The organism is Bythopirellula superficialaquae, from assembly GCF_059632245.1.
Map to the genome: position 1 here is coordinate 5398126 of NZ_CP197426.1, position 26353 is coordinate 5424478.

The 26353-nt window shown below is 56.9% G+C and carries 16 protein-coding genes and 1 pseudogene; 5 read left to right on the plus strand and 12 right to left on the minus strand.

Annotated elements, in window-relative coordinates; genetic code table 11:
• Positions 1 to 354 precede the first annotated feature (354 nt).
• From SH678x_RS22345 to SH678x_RS22355, 3 genes are all read right to left on the minus strand, one after another.
• The gene (locus SH678x_RS22345) at positions 355 to 1446 is read right to left on the minus strand and encodes a DUF1559 family PulG-like putative transporter (RefSeq protein WP_496920685.1); all 1092 of its coding nucleotides are present in this window, start codon (positions 1444 to 1446) and stop codon (positions 355 to 357) included.
• A gap of 181 nt (positions 1447 to 1627) precedes the next feature.
• Positions 1628 to 5188, minus strand: a complete 3561-nt coding sequence (locus tag SH678x_RS22350) for a beta strand repeat-containing protein (RefSeq protein ID WP_496920686.1) — start codon at positions 5186 to 5188, stop codon at positions 1628 to 1630.
• Between the two features lie 284 nt (positions 5189 to 5472).
• On the minus strand, positions 5473 to 6519 hold the full coding sequence (locus tag SH678x_RS22355; RefSeq protein ID WP_496920687.1) for an N-acetylmuramoyl-L-alanine amidase-like domain-containing protein: 1047 nt from the start codon (positions 6517 to 6519) through the stop codon (positions 5473 to 5475).
• 124 nt (positions 6520 to 6643) lie between these two features.
• Here SH678x_RS22355 and SH678x_RS22360 point away from each other — a divergent pair, with 124 nt between their 5' ends.
• Entirely contained in the window at positions 6644 to 7180 is a 537-nt protein-coding gene (locus SH678x_RS22360) for a gamma carbonic anhydrase family protein (RefSeq protein WP_496920688.1), read from the plus strand.
• Between the two features lie 42 nt (positions 7181 to 7222).
• Here SH678x_RS22360 and SH678x_RS22365 read toward each other — a convergent pair whose 3' ends face one another.
• The 3 genes from SH678x_RS22365 to SH678x_RS22375 all read right to left on the minus strand — a co-directional run bounded on the left by SH678x_RS22365 (position 7223) and on the right by SH678x_RS22375 (position 10884).
• Entirely contained in the window at positions 7223 to 8851 is a 1629-nt protein-coding gene (locus tag SH678x_RS22365; protein WP_496920689.1) for an MFS transporter, read from the minus strand.
• A 78-nt stretch (positions 8852 to 8929) separates the two neighbouring features.
• Positions 8930 to 9910, minus strand: coding sequence for a glutaminase A (gene glsA, locus SH678x_RS22370; protein ID WP_496920690.1), 981 nt, complete (start codon positions 9908 to 9910; stop codon positions 8930 to 8932).
• A 26-nt stretch (positions 9911 to 9936) separates the two neighbouring features.
• Positions 9937 to 10884 carry an SHD1 domain-containing protein gene (locus SH678x_RS22375; protein WP_496920691.1) on the minus strand — a complete coding sequence of 316 codons (948 nt, stop codon included), beginning with the start codon at positions 10882 to 10884 and terminating at the stop codon, positions 9937 to 9939.
• 333 nt (positions 10885 to 11217) lie between these two features.
• On the opposite strand from SH678x_RS22375, the gene SH678x_RS22380 reads away from it, so the two are divergent.
• The 4 genes and pseudogenes from SH678x_RS22380 to SH678x_RS22395 all read left to right on the plus strand — a co-directional run.
• On the plus strand, positions 11218 to 12510 hold the full coding sequence (locus tag SH678x_RS22380) for an efflux RND transporter periplasmic adaptor subunit (protein WP_496920692.1): 1293 nt from the start codon (positions 11218 to 11220) through the stop codon (positions 12508 to 12510).
• Positions 12507 to 15626 carry an efflux RND transporter permease subunit gene (locus tag SH678x_RS22385; protein WP_496920693.1) on the plus strand — a complete coding sequence of 1040 codons (3120 nt, stop codon included), beginning with the start codon at positions 12507 to 12509 and terminating at the stop codon, positions 15624 to 15626. The genes SH678x_RS22380 and SH678x_RS22385 overlap by 4 nt, the downstream gene beginning before the upstream one ends.
• Positions 15627 to 15644: 18 nt before the next feature.
• Positions 15645 to 17183, plus strand: coding sequence for an AbgT family transporter (locus tag SH678x_RS22390; protein ID WP_496920694.1), 1539 nt, complete (start codon positions 15645 to 15647; stop codon positions 17181 to 17183).
• A 66-nt stretch (positions 17184 to 17249) separates the two neighbouring features.
• Positions 17250 to 17951, plus strand: a pseudogene (locus tag SH678x_RS22395) (threonine/serine exporter family protein); the annotation flags it as partial.
• A 572-nt stretch (positions 17952 to 18523) separates the two neighbouring features.
• Here the strand turns inward: SH678x_RS22395 and SH678x_RS22400 are convergent.
• The 6 genes from SH678x_RS22400 to SH678x_RS22425 all read right to left on the minus strand — a co-directional run bounded on the left by SH678x_RS22400 (position 18524) and on the right by SH678x_RS22425 (position 25992).
• A complete protein-coding gene (locus SH678x_RS22400; protein ID WP_496920695.1) occupies positions 18524 to 18778 on the minus strand; it encodes a hypothetical protein in 255 nt (84 codons plus the stop codon).
• Positions 18779 to 18913: 135 nt separating this feature from the next.
• On the minus strand, positions 18914 to 19411 hold the full coding sequence (locus SH678x_RS22405) for a DUF1269 domain-containing protein (protein WP_496920696.1): 498 nt from the start codon (positions 19409 to 19411) through the stop codon (positions 18914 to 18916).
• A gap of 138 nt (positions 19412 to 19549) precedes the next feature.
• On the minus strand, positions 19550 to 20749 hold the full coding sequence (locus SH678x_RS22410) for a M20/M25/M40 family metallo-hydrolase (RefSeq protein ID WP_496920697.1): 1200 nt from the start codon (positions 20747 to 20749) through the stop codon (positions 19550 to 19552).
• Between the two features lie 30 nt (positions 20750 to 20779).
• A complete protein-coding gene (locus tag SH678x_RS22415; RefSeq protein WP_496920698.1) occupies positions 20780 to 22396 on the minus strand; it encodes an AbgT family transporter in 1617 nt (538 codons plus the stop codon).
• A 36-nt stretch (positions 22397 to 22432) separates the two neighbouring features.
• The gene (locus SH678x_RS22420; protein ID WP_496920699.1) at positions 22433 to 24250 is read right to left on the minus strand and encodes an SLC13 family permease; all 1818 of its coding nucleotides are present in this window, start codon (positions 24248 to 24250) and stop codon (positions 22433 to 22435) included.
• A 149-nt stretch (positions 24251 to 24399) separates the two neighbouring features.
• Entirely contained in the window at positions 24400 to 25992 is a 1593-nt protein-coding gene (locus SH678x_RS22425) for a DcaP family trimeric outer membrane transporter (protein ID WP_496920700.1), read from the minus strand.
• Positions 25993 to 26353: the final 361 nt, after the last annotated feature.

Here is a 26353-nt window from a genome sequence, read left to right on the forward strand (position 1 = left end):
CCTGCCCTCACCTAACCTCTCCCGGCGGGAGAGGGATCATGGACTGGATTCCCGACGGCTTGGGAAGGGCGGAGCGAAGAACTTCCCCCCATGACCTTCCCCCCATTCACATGGGGGGCTCGCCTGGGGAATCTTTGCCTGGAACACTTCGTGAAAGAGCCAGAGTTTCGAGATTCGAGTTGCGAGTTTCGGGTGCGAATCCAAGTGGGAACGTGTTCGCGCATTCGTGGGAAAATGCAAGGAGATTGAGACCAGATTCTTCAGTCGCCTAGGCTCCATCAGAATGACCGCTTGTCCGAGGTCGGAGACCTTGGCTACAGAAGAACTCCCCCCATTCACATGGGGGGGCTCGCCTTACAGCCCGCCGTCGTTGCGTGTGCCGAGGGTGGCCCAGACTCGGGTGTCGACTTCGAAACTTTCGGTGTCGACCGAACCGTCGCAGCGGGCGGCGTTGAAGCCGGCGGGGTGGGGGCCGCCGAAGTGTTCTTGATATTGTGAGCCCTTCTTATCGGCCTGCGGATCGTTGCGGTCATAGTCGTAGTCGCGCATGGGGGCGTAACGCTGGCCGCCCGTCGCGCGGCCGGTGATGCGAATCGTGTCGTAGCTGTAGCCGGCATACATGGGTCCGTCGTCGGCCGGGTTGTCGCGGGCGAGGCGATTCGTCTGATTATCGAGCGGCGAATCGACGCTCACCGTTTCATAGTAAAACTCGTAGAGCCATTTCTCGGCGACGAGCAACGTTGTGGTCGTGCCGTCGGTGATTTGCTTGAGCTTCGCGCCGCTGTGATCGCCGACGATGCCGTTCCAGTTGGCATCGAGCCACGCTTGATCGTTGAGCCAAGTGCAGTCGGGGAAACCGCCGCGGCAATCGGAGACCACGAACGGCACCTTGATAATCGGCCCAAGCCCCGAACCGGAGAAAGCGACGCTGCCGGCGTTGGCTGCGTAGTCGGTCTTGGCCGCTTGGTCGAGCGTTTGCGAGTTCCACGTCATCAGATAGACGGCCGGATAGAGCCGCGCTTCACGCCGCGTGGGGCAGTGGAACAGCGGAATCACCGACTGGCCGACCTGCGTGATCGCCGCCTTGAGGGGTTCGCCGGTGAGGCCGAGCCCGAGATTGGCGATCGCGTGTTGCTCCAAATAGGGGAGCGTTTGATAGATCCAGCCCCCCGGCTGGCGCGGGCCCGTGCTGACGTTGGGGTCTCCCATCCAAGAGGCACTCCAACCTCCGGCGGGAAAGGCCCGGTGCGCGGTTTCGTAGTTCAACATGCCGACGGCCATCTGGCGGAGATTGTTCTTGCATTGGGCGAGTCGAGCAGATTCGCGCGCGGCTTGAATCGCGGGGAGCAACAGGGCGACCAGCACGCCGATGATGGCGATCACCACGAGCAACTCAACGAGCGTGAAGCCGCGGGGATTCGCTTTGTTGGTGACTCGCCTGCGCATGAACGGCACCGATCGAGACGTTGCACGAAAAGATGTGGCCACGAGAAAACGTGGATTGGGATAAGCTCACGTTCAATCGTAGCAAAACGGCGGGCGAGTCGAGCCGGATTGCGAAATGTCGCTTACGGTTTGCGGAAGGTGGGGTGGTTGGAAGCGGATTTGCAATCGTATGGAAATGAGACTACCACCCTGAACGTGGTGCTACGAAACTCAATCGCGTCCCGAATAAAGCCAAGAGCAGTACACACGTCATCAATTGCGTTCCAGGTTCGGGAACAAAAATTGTCAGCGCGAAGGTTCCGCCATTGCCCGCAGTAAAGCTCGCATAACCACCGCTGACGGTCAGATCAGACGCAATAAATGATTGCCAGTTTCTACCGTCATACCGCCAAAGAGAAACACCGGACCGTTCGAGCGTTGGTGGTACGACCAATGACAAAAATAATGGATCGCCCACAGAGTAACCGCCGCCTGAAACCGCGAGGTTCCAGCCGTTGACGACTTGTCGATGCGGATTCGCTAGGCTACCGAGGAGGGCATCACTGAGTACTGAGGCGTTAATCGTGGCCACACCTGCTTGCGCTAGCAGGCTGATCCCCAGATTGCGACCACGTGCATTACCTTCAATGATCGCTTGCTGGTACTGATCTAGGTCGACTGTAAGCGGCGCCCCTGAAAGACCTTCCATCGCATCCGAAACCATGAAGACGTGATTCACATCATCCCAAGTTCCACCCACGGCCTCATAAGTTCCTGTGCCCTCCCACGTGCTGGCGGCGATCGGCGTGTGTTGGCTGCCTGGCAAAGCGCCTGGACTAGCCAGAATACGAATCACACCATCGTTCTGGAGTTGCCCGTTGCCATTGTTGATAGAGACAAGACTATTGGACCCGACATCAATGGTTGCTAAACCCCGCACCTCCATGTTAGAAGCCGTCATGACTTGGCCACCATCGCGGAGGTTCATGGTGCCGCCACTTCCCATGTAGAGAAAGCCAGTGTTGGGCCATCCCGCATTGGTTAATTTCCACAGTGACCCAGGCCCCGTGATCGTGGCGACTGTGGTGGAGTCGTCTTGAGTGTCCAAAAATCCACCAGCACTCTCAACGCGAGCGCCATTTTCGATTGTGAGAGAGTTCATACCGAATATGCCAACTTCCAGTCGACCGCTATTGATCCATCGAGAACCGTTTCCGGTAACTTTGATGTGACCACCTTCAAAGATCCGAGCATTCGCATTCTTCACTTCGGCTCCATCCTCGATCGTTAACATGGCGGACCTCGTGGAATCCATGTCGAGATCGCCACTCATGGTCCATTTGGAATTCAAGCCAGTGACTTTGACATGCCCCGAACCTTCGAGCGCTGCCGCACCGAAGAAACCATAAATATGGCCTGTGGCACTCGAAACTTGGGCACCGTCTTCTATGGTCAGCTCACCAGATCCGTAGCGGCCTATTGTTAGCGACCCTTCATTGACCCAGCGGGAATTCGCACCCGTCACGACGGCTTTACCAACACCGTAATACTCTTCCCTTCCCAGATAGCCATCTGTGTTGGCAACATATCCACCATCGCTGATGATAAGCGTGCCGAGTCCGTTATACCCAACGGTCAGTTCACCGAAGTTGATCCACTGTGAACCGGCCCCCATAACCATCACCATTCCCGGGATAGGATCACTGTCAGCTCCAGAACCATTGTTAATATTTCCAACGACACTCGTGACTCTGCCGCTGTTTTCAATTGTGAGTGCCCCTTCGGCAACATTCAGACTGCCGCTAAGCGCCCATTGCGAGCCAATCCCTCTGACGGTTGCTATTCCCGAAGAACCTTGGAGCAAACCAAGATATCCATCCGTCGAATTGACTTTTACTCCCTCGACAATCTCCAGAGTTCCATGGCCTCGGTATCCGACCCCCAAGACTCCGCCCGTATTCACTGTGAGCGTCCCCCCAGTACCGAAACTCAGCAATTGTTGGCTCGGATGGGCGGCATCGAATCGCAAGTCGGCATCCAGGATAGCGCCGGTTGTTGCCACAACCGAGCCGTTGCCAGTGAAACTGCTCAAAGAACCCTGGACTGTATTGGCGACGACTTTACCTCCATCCGCGACTTGCAGTGTGCCGCCTTGGTCAACAGTCAACGTGTCACTGACAGTCCATTGGGAATTCGCTCCCGTCACCTTAACGGTCCCCGTCTTTCCTGGTGACCAACCCCTTACAAATCCATTAATGCTTGTAACCTTCGCGGTCGCTTCGATATTGAGGATGCCAGTTCCTTGATTACCAACGAACAAATCTCCATTGACGTCCCACCGGGAATTCGTGCCTATGATGTTCGCAACGCCCGTTGAAGTGGAGTAACTTCCTACATGGCCGCTGGCACTGGTGATCTGAGCCCCGGATAACACATTCAGTGTTCCTGAACCAAAGGTGCCGACATTCAAAAGATCACTCGCGATCTTAGCGCGGGTATCAACAGTCAACGTGCCGGTGCCTCTGTAGCCGATGTTGAAGTCTTCAGTTGTCGTCCACTTCGAACCCAAACCCGAGATGGAAGCCGTACCCGTTGAGCCCGGATTAAAGCCAAGGTAACCGTCTTTTGAAACGATTTTCACACCCTCTTTCACGATGAGGCTCCCAGTACCCCTGTATCCAACGCCAAAACCGGCGTTAGACGCCACATTCAGCGTCCCCCCCGAACCGAAGGGGATTTGTGATTGGCTACCATTCATTGAATCGAATTGCAAGTCGGCGTCCAGCACGGCTTCTTGCATCGCCGTAATCGTGCCATTACCGACCAGGTCGTCCAGCGATGCATAGAACTTGCCAGCCACGACTTCTCCTCCGTCAGCTACTGTGAGCGTGGCGCTGCCCAAGTGGCCAACGTAGAGTGCTCCGCTGTTCGTCCACTTCGCCCCTGCGCCAACAACGCTTACTGCTCCAGTGGCAGAGGCATTGTAGGCAAGATACGTTTCAGCACTAGTAACTTCGCCTCCCGTCTCAATGTCGAGCGTAGCGCTGCCCGAGTTTCCCACATATAAACTTAACGAACTCGTGACCGTTCCGCCGGACCCTACTGTGAGAGAACCGTTTCCACTATCTCCGATTTGAAGCCCTACCACTCTCCACTGCGAACCCGTTCCGGTTACCGAAGCCGTACCCGTCGAACCGTCGCGTCTGCCAAGTACTCCGTGTATGCTGCTGGCGTAGCCACCAGACTCTATATTGAGTTCCCCTTTGCCGTCGTTGCCAATATACATCACTTGAGAAGTCGTAAACCTCGAGTTGTTGCCCGTAACCGTCGCGATGCCCGTCCCTCCGGCAGCCAGGCCCAGGTAGACTGCAGTTTGAGATGGGTTGTTATTTGTGGTGAGATCAATCTGACCACCTGCTTCGATGTTAAGAATCCCAGTACCGTAGCGGCCTACTTGTAGAGATCTTCCGGGAAAAATACCACCTCCCATGGACCACCGGGAATCACTACCAACGACTGTGACAGTACCGGTTACACCAGTATTTTCACCCAGTACGCCGTTGCTCGATGTGAGAACACTGCCGCCATCCACCTGCAAGCTCCCATCGCTCGTACGTCCTACCACCGCATTAGTATTACTGTTCCAAGGAAAACCAGGTTGGACGTTCCCCGTTGAAGTAATGGCCGCCGAGCCAGACATGCTCGATAAAGTAGTAAAGCCGATAAGGGCGATAAGGAATGTGAAACAGCGAAGTCGGTTCATAGCTTGCTCCCTGCTGGGCGCAACAAAAAAACCCATATCACCGATTCGTCTCCAATACGCAAACGCGCGGAGAGAAATCGGCGAGATGGGTTTAATTCGTTAGCGTCACTCAGCTTATGTCATGACTGGCCGGTCAGGGCCGTAGAAAAGCTCCCTCGATTGTACCAGGGATTTTAATGGAACGAAGATTTGTTCACTGGTGTTTCTTGAAAATTTTATTTTGCTTTTTAGCCCCGGGTGTACTCCCGGCAGGACCGGCAGATCACCCGGGGCTAAATTTTCGTTCAAAACTTGGCTTCGTCGCCGGAGGGGAGGGTGACGCGGGGGGCGGCGGGGCCGTCGATTTCGCGCAAGCTGTCGAGCGGTTGTTCGCGCAAGCGCAGAAACTTGAAACCAACCAAGCGGGGTTTGCCTGCGGCGTCGTTCTTGGCGTTGTCCTTCGTCGAGCGGGCGATGTATTCATCGATCGGTTCTTCGCGAACCTTGGGCACGGTCGAATGAATGAGATTGAGTTCGCCCTCTGCGTTCTTTTCGCTTTTTGGGCCGCGGCCAATCAGACCGACGTGCCCCACGAACGCGCTGGTCGGCTTTTTAGATGAATCAGGAACGCTGGCGCGGACGATGTTCACGAAGTCGCCTTCTTGCAAATCCTGCCGAGCGCGGTCGATCTCTTCATACGGCAAGTAAATATCTTCGTGCTTTTGAACCGGCACGTCGACGGTGAGCTTGTAGCGATTCTTGAAGAACCGGGCGCGATCGATCGTGCTGGAGAATTTCGCCGCGCTATCGCCGGCTAGATCCGCAGTGATATCTTCCACGAGCCAACGGTTGGAAGTGTTCCAATCGGCTTCGGTATAGTGATTGCGCGTCGTGACGCCGAGGTGGCCATCGCGGTAGCGCAAACGCTGGAGCATTTTCATAAAGCTGGGCCAATTCTGCGCGAGCGCCATCGCGTAGGTGTGTTCGGCGAAGACGACGCAATCGCTTTTGTCCAAGCAATAAATCGGCTGCGGGTCGTAAGGCTCGAACGGCATTTCGCCGAGCAGATAGATTTCGTAAGGCTGGCCGATGTTCTTGCGGGCTAAATGGACGATCCGCTGGCGGAGATCGGGTTCGGCGACGCTAATGTATCGCAAGTAAGCATCGACTTCTGATTCGTTGAATTTGTAAAGCGGCTTGTCGAGCAATTCGGCAAGCTGATCGGCATCCAAACCTTGTTGCTGGCAAATCTTGGTTTGTTTGTCGGTTAACTCGGCGGCAATCGCAGAAGTCGTACACATAGCCAAGCAAAGAAAAGCGATCCGCCATGGTGAAAATGTTGTGAGCCGCATGGTGTTGCCTTCCTGATGACAAGCTGAGCCTTATGGCAATCTGAGCAAAATGGTACTTTATCCAGCGTATCGCTAGGTGGCTTTCAAAACTAGCTTCATCGTTTTCGCAGAAGGAAAAAACGCCGTGGGAGTTCGATCATTTGGAGGCAAGTTGCCGCAACTCGGCGAGCGCGTGTATGTCGATCCGGCGGCGGCGGTCATCGGTGACGTTGTGCTGGGGGATGACGTGAGCGTCTGGCCGGGGGCGGTCATTCGTGGCGATTTGTTGCCGATTGTGGTGGGGAAGCGCTCGAACGTGCAAGACAATGCTGTGCTGCACACGACGCACAAGAGCACGTACAACCCCGACGGTTGGCCGCTGGTGATTGGCGAAGACGTGGTGATCGGCCACCGCGCGGTGCTGCATGGTTGCCGCGTGGGCAATCGTGTGCTCGTGGGAATTGGGGCAGTCGTGAATGACGGTGCGGTGATCGAAGACGAAGTGATCGTCGGAGCGGGCTGTTTGGTCCCGCCGGGGAAGACGCTCGTGAGTGGTTATGTTTATGTCGGCAACCCGGCGAAGCAGTTGCGTCCGATCACGGAATCAGAGCGGACGTTTTTTACGTATTCGCCGGCGAATTATGTGCGGCTGAAGGATCAGTATCTCGGCGAGCAAGAATAGGTTTACTCACGCAAACGGCAGCGGGACGCTGCCGGCTAACATTTATTTGGATGCGGGGATTTCGCCGGGGCGGTAATCGGGGAGCCAGCGGCAGGGGAAGAGGGCCAACAGCGCCAAGCACGACAACACGAGAAAGCCGATCTTGAGCGACGTTAAGCGCGACTCGGTGTTGATCCGCACGGCTTCTTCGACCTTCTCGGCGGTGGCGTTCGTGTTGGCCAGCCGCGTTTCGAGTTGGTCATTGCTGATGAAGTTGATGCTATCGAGATTAAACTCCTCGGCGAGTTCGGTCGTTTTGAATTCCGCGGGGATCACGGGATTGTCGATCAGTTTGTCGTTGATGAGCGAGCTCACCAAACCCACGAGCAGCGCGCCCATCAATGCCGTCCCCACGGCGGCGGCCAGATTCTGCGTCACGCCGCGCAGCGAACCGACGTCGCTGGCGAGTTCCTTGCGTGCGCTGGTTACCAACACGTTGAACAGCAACGTCACGAGCGCGCCTTGCCCAAGCCCCACGGTGATAAGACCTATGATGACAGGAAAGACGCTCCAGTCGTTCCGCGCGACGAACGCCAGCCAACAGGTTCCCACCATCACCAACAAAAACGCGGCGCGGGCGATTTGCCGCGGGGTGTAACGGTCGTAAAGCCGCACGATCAAGATCGCGGTGAAGAAGACCGTCAACATGAACGGCATCATCGCGATGGAAGTCGCCATGCTGGTGCGGCCTTGTACGATTTGAATGTAGAGCGGCACAGAAAAGTTAATGGCGGCTTCCATGCTCACGATCATGAACAGCGTGACGACCGCCGCCCATTCGCGAGGTGAATCGACCACTTCCAAAGCCAAAAGGGGTGTGCCGCCGGAATTGGCCGTACGGTGTGTCCAATACAGAAAGCCGCTGCCGATAACCAAACCGATGAGGATCATGATCGGCGCGGGAGACATGCCGAGCACATCGAGCGGTGCGTTGGGTCCTGCGAGCAAGAGCCCCCAATTCCGGACGTTGTTAAATCCAAACGTGATGAGAATAATTGCCACAGCCGCCAGGACAACCCCCACGACGTCGATCTTCACCGCGGGATTGGGCTCAGAGTTCTTGAGTTTGAAACTGAGAAACAGAATCGCGCCGGCGTGAAGGATGAGCAAGGCAAAAGCGAGCCGCCAGTTGATCATCGCCAAGAAACCGACGAGCACAAAGGCGAGCACCCCCGCGATCGCACGCGCCGATCCAAGCCAACCGACGGCTTCGGCCTGTTGCCGTCCGCGGTAGTGATTGGCGATCAGCACCACGAGCGTCGGCACCAAACCGGCGGCACCGAGGCCCGCCAAACCTTGCGCGGCGAGCATCACCTTGGCCGTCGGGCTGACGACCATCAACAGCATCGCCACGCCGAGCATGCCCACGGCGGCTTGAAAGAAAATCTTCGCGCCGAAGCGTTGGCTGAGTTTGGCCCCCAAGAGAATGAAGCCGGAAACGCCCAGGGAATAGAGGACAATGGCCGTGCCAACGGTGGTGGGTTGGGTGTCGAAGCTTTCAACCATGCCCCCCATCGAAACGGGCAACGCCGCGACGTTGAACGACATGAGCGCTTGGCCCATGGCGATCACGATCATGGGAAGCCAAGATTCGCGTGGTTCATCAGCGAGCGTGTTGGTGGTGTTGGTCATGGCGATTTGTGCTCTTGATGGGAAAGTTTGTCTACACGGCAGCGTGATCCGCCGCGGCGGACCGGCTAACGTGCATATTTATTCGGCGGGTTGGGAGACGAAGAGGTCCATTCCTAAGCGCTGCGAGAGGAACTTCGCCACAAGTTGTCCTTTAATACTGTTGCCGGCTTTGTCGAGGGGTGGGGCGAACGTTCCGAGGCCGCCTTTGCCCGGCGAGACCGTGACGATGCCGCCGCCGATGCCGCTTTTGCCCGGCAAGCCGATTTCGTAGAGCCAATCCCCCGACGTTTCGTACAACCCGGCGGTGGCCATAATCGTGAGCGCGTAGTGGCAGACCGACGGATCGACAACGCGCTGCTTGGTGATCGGGTTCACCCCGCCATCGGCGAGCGTGGCCCCCATCACGGCCAGGTCCTTGGCCGACACGTTGAGCGAACATTGCTTGGTGTAGAGATCGGTCGCCACGGCGGGATCCAAATAAATGCGGCCAAAGCTTTGCAGCATCCGCGAGATCGCCTGGTTGCGAAAATTCGTGTCCGTGGCGCTTTGATACACTTCGTCGTTCATCGAAAGCGTTCTGCCCGCAAATCGCGACAGTCCGTCGTGAATGAATTGCCACTTCTCTTCGAATGTGTCGCCGGGGACCAAACTTGTGGTGGCAATTGCACCGGCGTTGACCATTGGATTGGTGCGGCCTTCGTCACCCCGTTCGATCGCGGCGAGCGAGTTAAACGCATAGCCCGTGGCGTTGACGCCGATCTTTTCGCGCATTTCGTCGGGGCCCAAGGCCTCGCACACCAGCGCAAAAACAAACGGTTTGGAGACGCTCATGATCGTAAATTCGTGATCGGCCGCACCGACGGAGAAGATATTGCCCTCGTTGCCGACGACGCAAATGCCAAACAGGTCCGACGGAACACGTGCCAAGGCCGGATAGACCTGAGAATTCTGTCCGTCGGTGTTGCCGGCGAATTTTGCGTGGGCTTCTTCGACGAGCTCACGGATCAGCTCCGCAGGGGGAAGATGACCGGTGGAGACGTAAGGTTGTGGACTTGCCATGTTTATTGACTCATCTGTTGTGTGAATTAACGCCGACTGACGCGGCGGACGGGGCCCACGACGAAACCGGGATACATATCCAAAGCGTTCATCGTTGCTTGACGACTATCGCGCCCCGGCACCACGACCCACATCGGCCAGCCGTTCATTGCCACGTCGGGGTAGAGCGTGACTTCCCACAGGGAGGTGACTCCTGCTTGAACGGCTTGCATCTTGAGTTGCAATTCGGCAATCTCGCGTTGGATTTGGGCATCCTCGGCACGCGCTGCGGCAAAGGACTTCAACAAGAACGCGAGATCCTCACGGCTTTCGGCTTTGCTTTCTTTTTGTCGTGCTTGCCAATTTCTCCAATAGCGCTCCCAAAGTTGGCGTTCCGCTTCGGGCAGCAAAAAGAACGGCACGGCATGAACGTCGCCATTGGCCGACTCGATGAGCACGCCTTCCAGATGGAAGGTGTGTGGCCGACCGCGTTGGCGGGTCATCCAGTTTTCCAAACCGGCGAGATCGGGAGAGCGCAGCGTTTCAAAATGAGCGACGACTTGTGGCAAAAGCTTCTGATAGAACTCGGGGAGATTGTCGAGCCGGCGATCATTCACATAAAAATTGCCCCGCCTACGCTGCAAGGTGACGTCGCGCTCGGCGAAGTCGACGATTTGCCCTGTGATCTTCGTGCCATCGGTGAGTTCTAAGGTTTGCTTGCTCTCGTCGGACGCTTTCTGCGCATCGAGCGCGGCTTGCGTTTTTAAGAAATCTTGATCGGCCTGAGAAAGCTCCGCCAACGGGAACGCCACGAGCTCGTGGTCGGCCCGTTTGAGGACGACCGATTTGTCGTTGAATGTGACGAGCTCCGCTTCGAGCGTGTATTCGCCGGACTTGTCGCTCCAGACGCGCGACTCGGCGTGGGCGATTGAGCCACCGCAGGGGCAAGAAGTCAGTACGATCCCAAAAAACAAGAGGACGAGTTTGCGAGCCATATCTCTATCTCATTTTCGATGAAATGAACTGTTTCAGCAGTACTTTACCATTGCCGGCACAAATACGCTAAACCCCCCCCGTGAGAAATCTTTTTTCGTTCCTTGCCAATCGTTTGCGACGTCGCCATGTGAATATGAAAATCAGCCAACTGGACTCGGCTATTTTCAGACGCCGGTGTAAGCTAAAGCGGGCTGAACATCGAGGGAAACGCCAAAAGCAGCCTGTTTGATTCGCCAGACGTCAAGCAAATATTCCGGCCACGCTGTGAAACGGCTTTCGGCCTTCAAAAGGCACGGGCCTCCAAGAGGCATGAGTCTCAAGAGATTAAGGGCATGAACATCAGAACTTCTTTCCGTAAACGGCTCGAACGTGTTTCGAGTTCGTCATTCGTCGTGTTCGCACTCTGCTGCGGATGCCAACCAACGCCACCACCACGCACTGAACTGATTCGGCCCGTCAAGACGATGCTCGTCGCGGCAGGGGACGACGTGCGCATCCGATCGTTCCCCGGCACGGTCGAAGCCTCGCGACGCGTGGAGCTGGCATTTCAGGTTTCGGGGCTCCTGGTGGACTTCCCAGTCAAGGAAGGCCAGGAAGTCAAAAAGGGAGACCTCATCGGCCAAGTGCGGAAAGATGAGTTCGAAGCGCGACTCACGGCGCTGCAAGGACAACTCGATCAAGCCCGCGCGGAACTCGTCGCGTTGCGAATGGGAGAGCGACCAGAAGAACGCTTGCGGCGAGAATCGCAAGTGCGTGCCGCGCAAGCGCGACTCGCCAATGTTCGAACCGAACGAAATCGTCTGGCCCCGCTGGTGCCGCGGGGTGCGATTTCGCGTTCGGAATTTGAGCTTGCCGAAACGCAATATGAGATTGCGATTGAAGAACTCGCAGCCGCACAACAGCTCGTTGAAAAAGGTATGATCGGCCGCGAAGAAGATATCCTCGCCAAGGAAGCACAAATCCGCGGGCTCGAAGGTCGCGTTGTCGAAGCCAACATTCAAGTCAACGACTGCACGCTCACTGCACCGTTCGATGGCGTGATCGCTCAGCGATTTGTCGAACAGGGTCAGAACGTACGAGCGAAGGACCCGATCGTGCGATTCCAAGATGCCGATGAAGTAGAAATCGCGGTGGACGTACCAGAAGCGGTGATGGCAACCGACATTCGGCGTGCAGACATTCTGAAAATGGTCGCCGAGATCAGTGGCCTTCCCGGCAGGAATTTTCCCGTGCGAATTCGCGAGATCGCCCAAGTGGCCGATCCCACGGTGCAAACGTTTAATGTGCGGGTGGCAATGCCCGCCCCGACTGAGGTCCGCGTGCTGCCCGGCATGACGGCCACGGTGACGGTCGACTATCGCCGGGCGAATGTGTTGGGGCAGCGGATCTTGGTCCCCATCTCGGCGGTGTATGAACGCTCGAACGGCAAGCAGGTTGTCTGGCTCATCAATAAAGATAATGAAGCGAAGTCACGCCCCGTCGAAGTCGGTTCCGTTCAAGGAGGCGATATCGAAATCACCAAGGGCCTCGAACCGGGGGACCGCATTGCCGTGGCGGGGGTTTCGTTCTTGCGTGATGGGATGAAGGTTCGCGATCTGGGCGACGCGCTGGGAGGGTCGCCATGAACCCCGGCATACTGTCAGTTAATTACAGCCGCGTCGTGTTCGTCGCGATGGCCCTGGTGTTGATCGGGGGGATCGTCGCGTATCTGAAAATTGGCCGGCTCGAAGATCCGGAATTTACAATCAAGCAGGCACTGATCGTCACGCCGTATGCGGGCGCGAGCGCCGAAGAAGTCGCGCAAGAAGTCACTAATCCCATCGAAACGGCTTGCCAACAATTGGGGCAACTCGACTTCGTGGAATCGGAATCGACGCGTGGCCGTTCGGTGGTGATCGTCAATATCAAAGATCGCTACGACCGGCATCGCATTCCGCAGGTGTGGGATGAACTGCGCCGCAAGATTGCTGACGTTCAGCCGCAGCTTCCGCCCGCGGTGCGTGGCAGGACGATTGTCGTCGACGATTTCGGCGACGTATTCGGCATCTTTTTGGCCGTGACCGGCGAAGGCTATTCGTTTCCTGAATTGCGGCGGTATGTAGAATCGCTTCGGCGGGAGTTGCTGCTGGTTTCTGGCGTGAAAAGCGTTGAACTGTTTAGCGAGCAGCAGGAAGTCGTGTTTCTGGAAATCTCAAGGCAGCGGCTCGCTCGGCTGGGCATCAACGAAGAGCAGCTTTACTCCAAACTCCAAGAGCGCAACATCGCCGCCGACGGGGGCCGCGTGCGCGTCGGCGATGAGCACATCGTTATTGATCCCAGCGGCGAGTTTCGTTCCGCCGAAGATATGCTCGATCTGGTGATCGGCTCCGACCAATCGGGGCGGCAACTCTTTTTGCGCGACGTGGGGACAATTGTCCGCGGCGATCAGGATCCTCCGCGGCGGCTGTTGCGCTACGATGGCCATCCCGCGATCGGGCTCGGCATTTCCACTGTGCAAGGTGGTAACGTCGTCACGATGGGGGAGGGGGTTCGCAAAAAACTGGCTGAGCTGAAAGCGAATCAACCGATTGGCATCGAAATCGGCGAAATCAATTTTCAGCCCGAGGCCGTCTCCGCCGCGACGGGCGAATTCATGTTCAACCTGGGCAAGGCCGTCTCGATTGTTTTTATCGTGCTGCTGATCGCGATGGGGCGCAAGACGGGCGCTATTATCGGCATCGTGCTGTTTCTGACGATCATGGGCACGTTCTTCGTCATGTATATGCGCGGCGATCTGCTGATGGAGCGGATTTCGCTGGGGGCGTTGATTATCGCACTCTGCATGCTCACCGATAACGCGATCATTATCATCGAGGGGATCAAAGTCGGCATCGAAGCGGGCCGTAACAAGCTCGAAGTGGTTCGCGAAGTCGTGGAGCAAAATCAATGGCCGCTGTTTGGAGCGACCGCGATTGGCGTGATCGCTTTTGCCGCGATTGGATTGTCGGAGGATAGCACGGGCGAGTACACGAATTCGCTGTTCTGGGTGATCTTAATCGCGCTGAGCTTGAGTTGGGTGTCGTCGGTGACGGCCACCCCGCTGTTGAGTTATCTGTTTTTCAAACCGCTCGATAACAACGGCGGCGAACCACGCGATCCTTATGACGCGTTGCCCTTTCGTTTGTATCGCCAGTTGCTCACCACGGCACTGCGAAATCGTTGGCTGGTGGTGATCCTGTGCGTCGTAGCGTTTGTCGCTTCGATCTATGGCTTCGGCTATGTGAAGCAAAGCTTCTTCCCCCCGGCAACGCGGCCTCAATTCATGGTCGACGTTTACTTGCCCGCGGGAACGCACATCCGCGAGACGGAAGCTTTCGCCAGTGAGATTCAAAGCTATTTGCAGGAGCAGAAGGGGGTGACGCACGTCACGTCGTTCATCGGCGGCGGCGGCATGCGGTTTTTATTGGTTTATAGCCCCGAGCGCGAGAACCAAGCCTTCGTGCAATTTCTGGTCGACGTGCGCGATGCCGACAAGATAAGCGGCTTGATCGAAGAAATTCAGAAGAAACTCGATGAAGATTATCCCAACGCAAACGCGATTGCGAAAAAATTCTTGCTTGGTCCCGGCGATGGGGGACGGATCCAGGCGCGCTTCTCCGGTCCTGATCCTGCGGTGCTGCGCGAATTGGGCGACGCAGCGATCAAAATTCTGGAAGATGATGGCCGCGCGGTGTGTATACGCAGCGATTGGCGCGAGCGCGTGAAAGCCTTGCGGCCCGACGTGCTCGATTCCCAAGCCCGTCGCAACGGCATCACGCGGGTGGAAATCGCGCAAGCGCTGGCGAGCAGCTTTGAAGGCCGCGTGGTCGGCTTCTATCGCGAGCCGGGTTCTGCGAGCACCGGTTTGTTTCCGCAAGAATCGCGGCTGCTTCCCATCCTGGCCCGGCCTCCCGCCGACGAACGCAACGACGTCGCCATTATGAACAGTCTCCAAATTTGGAGCCCGATCGCGGGGCGGATGATTCCGCTTAATCAAGTCAGTTCGGGCACCGAAATGGTGTGGGAAGATCCCGTTGTGATGCGGCGGAATCGTTTTCCGACGCTCACGGTCCATGCTGATCCACGCACCGAACTTCCGAGCCAACTGTTTAGCCGCGTACGAGAGGACATCGAACAGATCGAACTCCCGCCGGGCTATTCGCTGGAATGGGGCGGCGAGCATGAAGACTCCAGCCAAGCCCGCGCGGCATTGGCTCGACCCTTGCCCGCGGTATTCGCGCTGATGGTATTCATCGTGATTTGCTTATTCAATTCGCTGCGAACGACGTTGTTGATTTGGCTCATCATGCCGCTCTCTATCATCGGCGTGACGACGGGGCTGTTGCTCACCGGCGCGCCGTTTGGGTTTATGGCCCTGTTAGGCGTGTTGGCCTTGGGCGGTGAATTGATTAAGAATCAGATCGTCGTGTTGAGCAAAATCATCACTGAGATCGACAAAGGCAAGCCGCCGTATCAGGCGATTCTCGACGGCGGCACAAGCAAGGTGCGGCCCGTGTGCATGGTGATCATCACGACCGTACTCGGCATGATTCCGCTGCTCGTGGATCCGTTCTTCGGAGCGATGGCGGTCTGCATCATGTTCGGTTTGTCGTTTGCGGCGTTCTTGTCGTTGATCGTGACGCCGGTGTTGTACGCGATGTTCTACGACATTCAGGAACCCGTCACCGCGCCGGCGACCGGCAAACGCAAGGGATCAAAATAAGCCAGACAGGACGTGGCGATGAGTCAGGCGGACGTTGCTAAAAAGTCGGTGCTGCAAAAGCTGCTCGACCTTGTCGAGAAACTTGGCAATCAAGTGCCGCACCCGGCCGTGCTGTTTTTGTTTTTGATTGTGGCCGTGATGCTGGCTTCGCTTGTCCTTGATCGCATGGGGGTGAGTGCCACCTATCAGCGGATCAACATCAAAACCCACGAAACGGAAGAAGTCACCACGGCGGTCCGCAGCTTGCTTTCTGCCGACGGCGTACGATTTATCTTCACGTCGGTGGTCCCCAACTTCATCAACTTCGGGCCCGTGGGAATCATCGTGGTCGCGATGATCGGCATCGGGTTGGCAGAACGCTCGGGATTGATTCAAGCGTTGATTCGTTTGATTGTGGCCAAGGCTCCGCGCAGCACGTTGACCGCGATTGTGATTACGCTCGGCGTAATTTCGAGCATCGCGAGTGATGCGGGTTACTTGGTTTTAATACCGCTAGGCGCCGCTGCATTTCATAGCTTGGGACGTCATCCGCTCGCCGGGCTTGCCGCGGCGTTCTCGGGCGTGGCCGCGGCTTTTGGGGCGAATTTTCTCGTGAAGCCAATCGACGGCATTTTGGCCGAGATGACCAACGACGCGATCCACATCGTCGACCCGGCCAGATCGATCGATATCATGGCGAATTTTTATTTCGGCGTGGCGTCGAGCGTGTTGCTAATCGTTGTCTGTACGTGGATCACCAGCAAGATCGTCGAGCCCAGACTGGGGACCTACGAAGGGGAGCAACCGGAAGAGGGAACGGGCGGTCTCTCTGCTGCAGAATCGCGTGGGTTACTTTTGTCGTTCGTGGCGTTCATGGGCTTGGCGGTGTTCTTTGGTTTCCTGACATTGCCTACCGGCGCGCCGCTGCGAAGTCCTGAGACGGGCGAGATCATCGGCGACTCGCCGTTTATGAGCAGCCTTGTGTTTTTGTTGATGCTTACGTTTTTGGTGATGGGGCTCGCCTACGGTTATGGCGCGAAAACGATTCGCTCCGCCGATGATGCAATTGATGCGATCACCAAAACGCTCGGCGACTTGGGGGGCTTGCTGTTTTTGTTCTTTGTGATCAGCCAGTTCGTGGCCTATTTCAACTTCAGCAACATGGGGACGATCCTGGCCGTGCGGCTCGCCGATTCGCTCAAGGAAGCGGACCTAAGTAGCTACACACTGCTGCTGGCGTTTCTGGTGATTGGATTGCTGATGAGCATTCCGGTCCCCAACATCTTGCCGAAGTGGGCGATCCTGGCACCTGTATTCGTGCCGTTGTTTTTGAAGCTGGGGGTGGATCCCGACGTTGTGCTGGCGGCCTACCGCGTGAGCGATTCGCCGCCGAATGTGATCAACCCGTTGCTGCCGCACTTCGCGCTGGTCGTGGGATTCGCGCAGCGTTGGCAAAAAGACGCAGGCATCGGCACGGTCGTGGCCATGATGCTGCCCTACGCCGCCGCGACGTTTGTCGCGTGGACGGTTCTGTTCTTCACTTGGTATATGCTGGGAATTCCGTTTGGTCCCCAATAACCGCGTCGAGAGTGGTCCATGACCGAACCCGCGCCGAACGCCGATGCCAATAGCGTCCTGGAATTCATGTTCCGCTTGGGGCAAGCCTATTTGGCCTGCGGCGAACAAACGGCCAAGGTCGAGCTCAGTTTGCGCCGCATGGCTTCGGCCTATGGCATGCGCAAGTCGCGGGTTGTTGTGTTTCCCACGGCGATCTTCATCAGTTTGCACGATGGCAACCAAGAACGCGTGACATTGGCCGAAGGACCAACGCAAAACTTGCGACTCGATCAAATCGGCGACATCTATCAACTGGGTGGTCTTGCCGAGCAAGGGAAAATAGCACCCCAGTTGGGCCAAGAACAACTCTCGGCCATTTTGCGCAAGAGCTCACCCCATGCGAAAGCCACGATCGTGCTGGGGCATACGATTCTGGCCGTGGGGTTGGCGATGGTGCTGGCTCCCTATTTTGCGAACCTGCTCGCCGCGGCTGTGCTCGGCACGATCATCGGCGTGTTGAAAGTTCTGAACCGCGATCAACCCGTGTTGGAAGTGCCGCTCCCCGTGGTGGCGGCTACGATCGTTTCGTCGCTGGTGTTTCTTGGCGTTAAGCAAGGGATCGCGGTCGATCCGCTGCACGCGCTCGTTCCGCCTTTGGTGACTTTTTTACCTGGCGCAATGCTCACACTGGGGATGGTCGAATTGGCCTACGGCGATATGGTCAGCGGCTCGAGCCGACTGATCACCGGTTTGATCGAGCTCGTATTACTTTGCTTCGGACTCGTCGCCGGGGCGATGTTGGTGGGTTACACGCCCGAGAATCTTGTGGATATGCACAGCGAGGTCCGCTTTGGTCCGCTTGCGAATTTTGCCCCGTGGGCAGGTGTGCTCGTGTTCGGCGTGGGAGTTTATCTGCACTTCTCGGCGCCTGCGAACTCACTCATTTGGATGCTGTTCGTATTGCTGATCGCCTATGGCGCGCAGCAACTCGCGGCGCTCCATTTTAGCAAAGCCGTGAGCGGTTTTTTTGGGATGTTGATCGCCACACCGCTGGGCTATCTGATTCAACTCCGATTCAACGGTCCTCCCGCGATGGTCACCTTTCTCCCCACGTTCTGGATGCTCGTGCCCGGTGCGCTGGGGCTGATGAGCATCAAGCACATGCTGAGCGACCGCGAAGCCGGCATCGATGGCATGATCACCACGGTATTTGTCTTTGCCTCGATCGCACTGGGAACGCTAATGGGCGCATCGCTTTACAAGTCCCTGTCCGAGCGGTTTGGAACCTGGCAGATGCAGATCGGCCGCGTGGGACGATTCTTTCGCCCCGGCAAAAAATAAACGGTCGACAGAAGAGAAGCTCAATTCTCCGGAGCGGGTGTACCAGCCCCTTGGACGATGATCTCGGCTTCGGGTTCGGTCAGCACGCCATCGAGCAGCGCCACGTCGAGCGCGGCCTTGAGTTGCGGGTCGCTCTGGGCGAGCGCCTGCACGCGCTCTTGCATTTCGCGATTGGCTTCTTTAGTGATGATAGCTTGCCACAACGGCCAAGCCATAAAGGAAAACATCGCCACGAGGGCCATGGTGAGCGCAAATTTCTTCGTTTCGCTTCGCAAAGTTGAGATTCCCCCCAAGGAACGCTTTAAAGTGCGTTCGAAATAGAATTTCGTTCTAGCCGCGGGCGGAAGCCTGCGGTGGTTGAAACTCCGTTCAACCATCGGCTTCCGCCTGCGGCTATGATAAATATGTTCTTAAACAGTGCCTTGAGTAGCAGCCAAGGCCGCGCGAAGCTTGCCTTCGTCTTCGTGCGACAAATTGGATTGAATCACAGTGCCGCCGAATTGCTTGAGCTCGTCCAGCACCTTGTCGGCGGTCATTTGACGGATCAACACGCACAGCGCGGCCGTGCCCGGCTTGAGCGTCTCGGCCATGTCTTTCATCACCTTGTCGTCGATGCCGACGTCGCTGAGCGCGCCGGAGATCGCCCCCGCGCTGGCGCCCACGGCCAAACCGAACAGCGGATTTAAGAACAACATGCCAACGAGCGTGCCCCAGAAACCACCCCCAGCTGCACCAGCCGCCGTGAGGTTGTACATCTGCCGTAGCTTGACTTTGCCGTTCTCCTCGCGGACCGCGACCACGGCATCGGCCAAATCAATGAGATAATCTTTTTGCATTTTCAGCAACGCGATGCGAACCTCTTCCGCCTTAATTTCGCTTTCGTAGCCAATCACAATTAATGTTGCCATGTTGATGCTCCTATGTTTTGAGAGCCGAACGCGCTAGCGTCGGGTGTTTTGTTACGATGGAACGTTGAATAACCCGAGGCTAGCGCCTACGGCTCATGAAATCCAAAATTTCGCTTGCCGCATCTTAACAGATGCTCATTAAGCTTCCAGGGTCGCTAGCGCCACGGCTAAACGGCAGCCTTGGGCGAATTCCGGCAAGTCGACGTATTCTTTGATCGTGTGGATCTCGTACTGGCCCGCGCCGATCGTGACGGTCGGCACGCCGTGCTTATCGAGCCAATTCGCGTCCAAACCGCCGTTGGAAAAAACGGTCGTCGGCTTGAGACCAATCGATTCGACGGCCCGCTTGGCATGTTTCACGGCGGGCGAATCGTCGGCCAAGTTGAACGGTGGATAGGATTTCACGGCCGTAAATTTCACCTCTGCCGTTTCGCCGTCGATGTCTTTCACTTCGACCTGCGCCTTTTCAAAGACTTGGCGGTAGGCGTCGGCAATCGTCGCCGCGAAGGCCGCATCGGAGCTGCGGGCTTCGCCTTTGATATACACGTAGTCGGTCACGACGTTCGTGGCATCCCCGGCAGGCTTGTTGTTCTTGCCGCCGAACACGCCCGGATTGCTTGTTCCTTTGCCCTCGGGCTTGACCACTTTGCCGAACCAACCCGAGCGATGGGCTTCGGTGAGCGCGATCGAAGCGACCAGCGTTGCCGAGATGCCTTTTTCCGGAGCAACACCAGCGTGCGAGGCTTTGCCTTTGATTTCGACTTCCCAATTCTGTTGGCCAACCGCGCCGGTGATCAAGTCCGATGCGAGTTTGCTATCGACATTAAAACACATGACGGCCCCTTCGAGATCTTTGGGGTCCAGTTCACGGGCACCATGCAGGCCACTTTCTTCACGGACGGTGAAGAGCAGGGTAATCGGCGGATGCGGCAGTTTATTTTTGTAAAGCGTCTCGACCAAGCTCACAAGCACGGCGCAACCCGTGCGATTGTCGCCGCCCAGTGCGGTCGTTCCGTCGGTGACGATACGGTCCCCTTCGCGTTTGGGTTTCGCGCCGGCACACAAGGGCACGGTATCCAAATGCGTGGAGAACAACAACCGCGGCCCCGGGCGTGTGCCCGGCAGACTGACGATGAGATTCCCCGTTTCGGTCGGCAGGGGAATGCGTTCGTTCACGGTATCGAAGCGAATCGCCGACGCGGGAACACCCACATTTTTCAAAGCGTCGGACACCGCTTCGGCAATCGCCTTCTCTTGGCCGGTGACACCTTCGACCTGCAAGAAGCGCATGAGATGATCTTCCGCCGCCTTCACGTCGAGGGGAATTGAGTTCGCCATGATTGTTTACCTCAAATGAATGGAAAATTTTTACAGACCCCAAGGAAGTCCCATGACTTGCCAGGCGACAAACAGTGCGGTCCAGAGCAGGAACATCCACACGACGTACGGCAACATGAGCGCGACCAACGTGCCGACGCCGGCATTCTTGTCATATTTTTGGCAGAATGTCACCACGAGCGCAAAATACGCATTAAGTGGTGTGATCGTATTGATTGGCGAATCGCCGATGCGATAGGCGGCCAGCACCGCTTCGGGATCGACGTCGAGCTTCACCAGCAGCGGCACGAAGATCGGCGCGAAGATGGCCCACTTGGCGATGGCTCCCGTGATGAGCAGATCGAGAATCGCCACGACCACGATAAAGCCGATCAGCAGCCACAACGGGCCGATGTTGGCGTCTTGCAGCACGCTGGCCATCTTCACGGCGAGGATTGTCCCCATGTTGCTGTAATTAAAGTACGCGATGAACTGGCTGATGATCAGCAGAAGAAAAATCAAGCCACCCAGGTTCGAAATCGCTTTCTCCATCGCTTTGATCACGGCGGTGGAGCTATTCATGGTTTTGGCCCCCCAGCCGTAGGCGATGCCGGTCACCATAAAAAGCACCATGATGACTGCAATCAGTCCGTTCATAAAGGGCGAGTTGCCGATGATCGAACCGGTTTCTGGGTCACGCAGTGGTGCGCCGGGTGGCAAGGTCAGCAAGCCAAAGAAGACCAACACACCGACCAAGGCCCAGCCGGCGTAACGCAGGCCACGGGATTCGTCGGCGGAGAGGCCTTCGCTTTTTTCATCCTTCTTCGCGGATTGGTACTTCCCCAAGCGGGGTTCGATCACTTTTTCGGTGATCAGCGCAATCAGCACGGTGAGAAACAACACCGACACGATAGAAAACCAGAGATTGGCCGTGAGGCCGATCGTGAGGTCGGGATTCACTAACTGAATCGCGTCGTTGGTGAACTCGGTGAGAATCGCGTCGAGCGGCTTGATGAGCATGTTGACCGTAAAGGCCCCCGCCACGGCGGCAAAGCCCGCGGCGAGTCCGGCAAGCGGATGCCGACCGACGCTCAAGAACGCCGTTCCCGCGAGGGGAATCAAGACCAAGTAACCCGCGTCGGCGGCAATGCTGGAAAGAATGCCCACGAGCACCAGAAAATAAGTGAGGGCTCCCTTGGGCGACACGATCACGAGCTTGCGAATCAACGCGTTCACAAGGCCCGACTCTTCCGCCACGCCGACGCCGACCATCGCCACGATGATCAAACCGACGGCCGTGAAACTCATGAAGCTGGGAATGAGCGTCGTATAGATGAAGCGCATGCCGTCGAAGGTCAACAAGCTCCGCACACTCGTCGTGGTGGTTTCGACTTCATACGACGTGGGAAGCTCCACACCGTAGGCCACGTCGGTACCGAGTTGGTACGTGTCGTAGGGATTCGCCTGTTTGATCGTTTCGTATTCCGTGGGGACGATCACTTCGTGGGTCTCCCCGGCCCCCGCGAGATACAACACGTGCGAGAGCACGATCACTAGCGCGATCAAAATCAAAAAGATGATCGCCGGGTGAGGAACTTTATTCCCGACGCGCTCGACAATATCCAGCAGTTTCTGAACAGTGGACTTGGAAGCTTCTTTCGTGGCCATTTGTGGTCCTTTCGGGAATAAACAACCAGCCGGAAATTAAAACGGTAGTAGCCATGGTACCATCGCGACACTCACCACCAACACAACCAAGCTAAAGGGGACACCTACTTTGACGAAATCGCCAAACGTGTAGTTGCCCGGCGTGACCACCAACGTGTTCACGGGTGACGAAACCGGAGTCATGAACGCGGTCGACGCCGCCAGGGCCACGATCATCGCGAAAGGGTAGGGAGAGGCATTGAAGTCCCCAGCAATCGCCAGTGCCACGGGTGCCATCAACACGGCGGTGGCCGTATTGGAAATGAACATCCCCAAAATCGCCGTGATCGCAAATAAGGTAGCGAGCACAACTCGTGGACCGGCATTGCCAATCACATTCATCAATCCATCCGCGGCCATTTCGACACCGCCGGTCCGTTCGAGTGCGAGCGAAAAGGGCAACATGCCGACGATTAGCACCAACGTCTTCCAATCGATCGCGCGATAGGCGCTGTTGAGATCGATGCAGCCGAGGGCCCCCATCAATAAGCAGCCAATCAACGCGGCTTGCACGTTGGGGACCACACCACTGACCATCAGCACGATCACCAACAACAGACAAAATACGGCCTGCGCCATCCTGCCGGGGACGGGCAAGACTTCATCAAGTTCCACCGGCGTGTTGTAGACCACCACGTCGCGGCCCATTCCCGAGAGATTGCGAATCGCCGTCCAGGGACCAATGACCAAGAGCGTATCACCGATTTTGAGTTTTTCTTCGCGCAAACCCACTTCATAGGTTTCCTGCCCACGGCGCAGACCGATCACGGTCAGGCGATACTTGCGGCGAAAGTCGATCTCGATCAACGTTTTGTCGATCAACTCCGAGTTCGCCGGCAGGATCACTTCGGCCATGCCGATTTCTTGCGAACGATCGGTGAAGTAACCGCCCGTCATGGGGAGTTCGGTGAGGCCGTAGCGCTGCCGGAGTTCTTCGAGCCGCGCGTTTTCTGCAAACAGATCGACGAACAAAATATCGCCGACGCGAATTTCGGTGCTGGGGCTGGGTTGAATCAAAGAGCCGTGCCGCTCGATGGCAACCAAATTCGCCCCCGAGTTGTCGCGCATCCGGGCGTCGGCCACCGATTTTCCCACCAAGGGTGAGCTTTCGAGCACGCGGACCCGATGCTCGCGGTTGGCAAGTTTGTATTCTTGCACCCAATCAAGCAGCGTTGTCCGCCGCGAGAGACTCTCATCACCCACCTGGCCCGTGCTCAGCCAACGCCGCGCGAACAGCATGTAGCCAATCCCTAAAGCCAGAATCGGCATGCCGAACGGAGTGAAGCTAAAAAATTGAAAACCCTCGGCCCCATGCCGCGTAAGTTCGCTGTTGACCACCAAGTTGGGTGCCGTCGCCACGAGCGTCATCATGCCACTGATCAATGCGGCGGAACTTAGCGGCATCATCAATTGGCTCGGCGCCGTGCCCGTGCTTTGAGCGATTCGTAGCGCCACGGGAATAAAGATCGCCGTCACGGCCGTCGAGCTCATCATCGAACCCAAGCCGCAGACCACGAGCATCAACAGCACGAGTAACTTTGTTTCGCTGCTACCCGCTTTGGCGGTCAGCCAATCGCCCAGATAACGCGCGACGCCCGTGCGGACCAAGCCATCACCAATCACAAACAGCGCAGCAATCAGCACGATGTTCGGATCGCTAAATCCCGTGAGCGCTTCGCCCATGCTGAGCACACCCGTGAAAGGCAATGCCGTCAACATGATCAGCGCGACGGCATCCATGCGGGGCTTGTTGACCGCGAACATGATGATCGCGGTCACGAGCAACAACAACACAACGACGAGCTCAAAACTCATGTGTTCCAAACAATTGAAGAGTTCGTGGCGAAATAGTGCAGTGTTGGCCGTTCCGTCGCCAAGCACACGATCATTTATAATCTGGCTGTTTGGTGACCACCAGTGGAAAGGTGGTTGATTCCCCGTGAAAAGCTGTGATTTTCACACACTTAGAAGTTGTATTGCAGCAGGGCGTCGATGCGGTTGGCGTCGGCGGATTGGCCGTTGAAATTCACGCGCTCGCCCCACAGATATTCGATGCCACACGACAACCGTGGAATGGGGAGCCACCACAAACTGGTGGCCAGATAGGTGCCCGATTCATAAGTCGTACCCGGCTGGCCGATGTTGTCGTCGGCGTGAGCTTGCGAGTAGGTCGTGTTGCACAACCAGTTTGCGTTGAACCAATGTTCGTAACTCGCGTTCCAACCCAGTGCATCAACCAATTCAAATTCTCCGGTGATCGGGTTCACTTGCCCGTCGAGCCCTTGGCCGACGAGGTCTTGCACATAACGGCCGATGCCCGGGCCCCACGTGCATTGCATCAACATCCGGCTCCGCGTGAGTCCCGAGGGATCGGGATCGTGGACGGGGTCGGTACACATCAACATGGCCCACGGATGAATCACCGCGCTGCCGCTGATGCCCACCCCGGTTTCGGTTTCCGTTTCTCCGCCCGTGGGTCGATAGCCGATCGAACGCAACAACGAAGAAACTTGCAAATGCCCGCGCGTGGCTTCAAATCTCAAGTGCGTGCTGAAGTCAGGAACTTCTTGAACGGCCGTACCTAATCCACTGGTCGTAATATCCGAGAAGGGCCGTTCCATCGCGGTGGCCCAAAACAAGCGGTCGGCAAGCGGCAACGTCATCCGCAGCGATGGCTGCCGTTGGTTGATCCACCCGTTGGGGCCATTGAAATCAACCAGGCTCGGCCAGTTCTGGGCGTCCATGAACGCGGAATTTTGTTGGCCGAAGCGAAAGATGCCGAAGTCGACAAAGGCGTGCCGCAAACGAAACGGATTGCCGCCGCCACCAGCCGCTTGAGCCGGGCCGTTGAAGAAGTCCCCTTCGATAAACGTGTGAACATTCCAATCGCGGAAAGTCGTCGGTGTCCATGATTCAAGGCCAAATCGGCTCATCCGAGCGCTCACGTTGAAATTGCGGCCTTCTTCCTGCGGCACCGGAATCGTGTTCGGCACAAAGGCATCGGTGCTGCCCATGGGATTGAAGTCGCCCAAGGCCATCAACCGTGCGAAGCCACGGAAGCGGAATGAGGTGGTTGATCCCGGCACGAGGAACGAACCGGGGAACATCCCTTGCGTCACATAGTTGCCAGATCCTGTGCTGACGCGAACCGGCGTGGTGATCCGTGAAAATTCCGGCACTCCCGGCGCGTCTTGATAATCGCGAGGTTCGTAACCCCCAGGAGCGTAGTCGGGCAGGGCCCGCGCACCGATGTCGGGCGTGTTGTAATACGCGGGATTGAAATAGTAGCTCGGAAATTGCGGAGCCGTGCAGCGATAAGTATCGTAATCGCGATACGCATCCGGCGCGTTCTGAATTAGCCCAGGATCATCCTCGAGCGCGTATTCCAGCGGTTGTTGCATCGCCACCTGCAGCGGTGCTTCTTCCAGATTGTCAATTGATTCTTCTTCGGCAACGGGCGGTAGTTCCAGCTGGGCGAACGCCAATGGCGCGTACAGAACGACGAACAACATCGTCGTGAGAGACGCTAACCAGCCGTGTGCGCCGCCAAAAGCCATCGGAGAAACCGCCCAAATAGAAAAGGGTTCGCCGCAAAAGACGACGGAACACTCTACTTAATCGGCAAGGCTTTCCACCAACACCAGAAATTGTGGTGGAAGCGTGACCAAGAAGAGCTGCCAGCAGGGGTTGTGATAGCAAATGCCTTTTACAACTCCCCCTAACCCCTCCCGCAAGGGAGGGGGATCAACCAAGTTTCAAAATTCAACTGTGCGTTTTGCAATACAAAGACGGTCTTGTCGTTACTATTGTGATATATGTGTTTTCGCGGAAGGAGGTTGTTCGGCGAACAATAAGCCACCATGCATGTCTCGTCGGCAATCACCTTGTCTGCTTGCGGTTCGCCATGAGCTGAATCAC

Coding starts and splice junctions, on each gene's coding strand:
- SH678x_RS22410 (WP_496920697.1), bottom strand. CDS start 20,749: ATGGCGAACTCAATTCCCCTCGACGTGAAGGCGGCGGAAGATCATCTC.
- SH678x_RS22365 (WP_496920689.1), bottom strand. CDS start 8,851: ATGACCAACACCACCAACACGCTCGCTGATGAACCACGCGAATCTTGG.
- SH678x_RS22350 (WP_496920686.1), bottom strand. CDS start 5,188: ATGAACCGACTTCGCTGTTTCACATTCCTTATCGCCCTTATCGGCTTT.
- SH678x_RS22390 (WP_496920694.1), top strand. CDS start 15,645: ATGAGTCAGGCGGACGTTGCTAAAAAGTCGGTGCTGCAAAAGCTGCTC.
- SH678x_RS22380 (WP_496920692.1), top strand. CDS start 11,218: ATGAACATCAGAACTTCTTTCCGTAAACGGCTCGAACGTGTTTCGAGT.
- SH678x_RS22385 (WP_496920693.1), top strand. CDS start 12,507: ATGAACCCCGGCATACTGTCAGTTAATTACAGCCGCGTCGTGTTCGTC.
- SH678x_RS22425 (WP_496920700.1), bottom strand. CDS start 25,992: ATGGCTTTTGGCGGCGCACACGGCTGGTTAGCGTCTCTCACGACGATG.
- SH678x_RS22405 (WP_496920696.1), bottom strand. CDS start 19,411: ATGGCAACATTAATTGTGATTGGCTACGAAAGCGAAATTAAGGCGGAA.
- SH678x_RS22375 (WP_496920691.1), bottom strand. CDS start 10,884: ATGGCTCGCAAACTCGTCCTCTTGTTTTTTGGGATCGTACTGACTTCT.
- SH678x_RS22345 (WP_496920685.1), bottom strand. CDS start 1,446: ATGCGCAGGCGAGTCACCAACAAAGCGAATCCCCGCGGCTTCACGCTC.
- glsA (WP_496920690.1), bottom strand. CDS start 9,910: ATGGCAAGTCCACAACCTTACGTCTCCACCGGTCATCTTCCCCCTGCG.
- SH678x_RS22420 (WP_496920699.1), bottom strand. CDS start 24,250: ATGAGTTTTGAGCTCGTCGTTGTGTTGTTGTTGCTCGTGACCGCGATC.
- SH678x_RS22415 (WP_496920698.1), bottom strand. CDS start 22,396: ATGGCCACGAAAGAAGCTTCCAAGTCCACTGTTCAGAAACTGCTGGAT.
- SH678x_RS22355 (WP_496920687.1), bottom strand. CDS start 6,519: ATGCGGCTCACAACATTTTCACCATGGCGGATCGCTTTTCTTTGCTTG.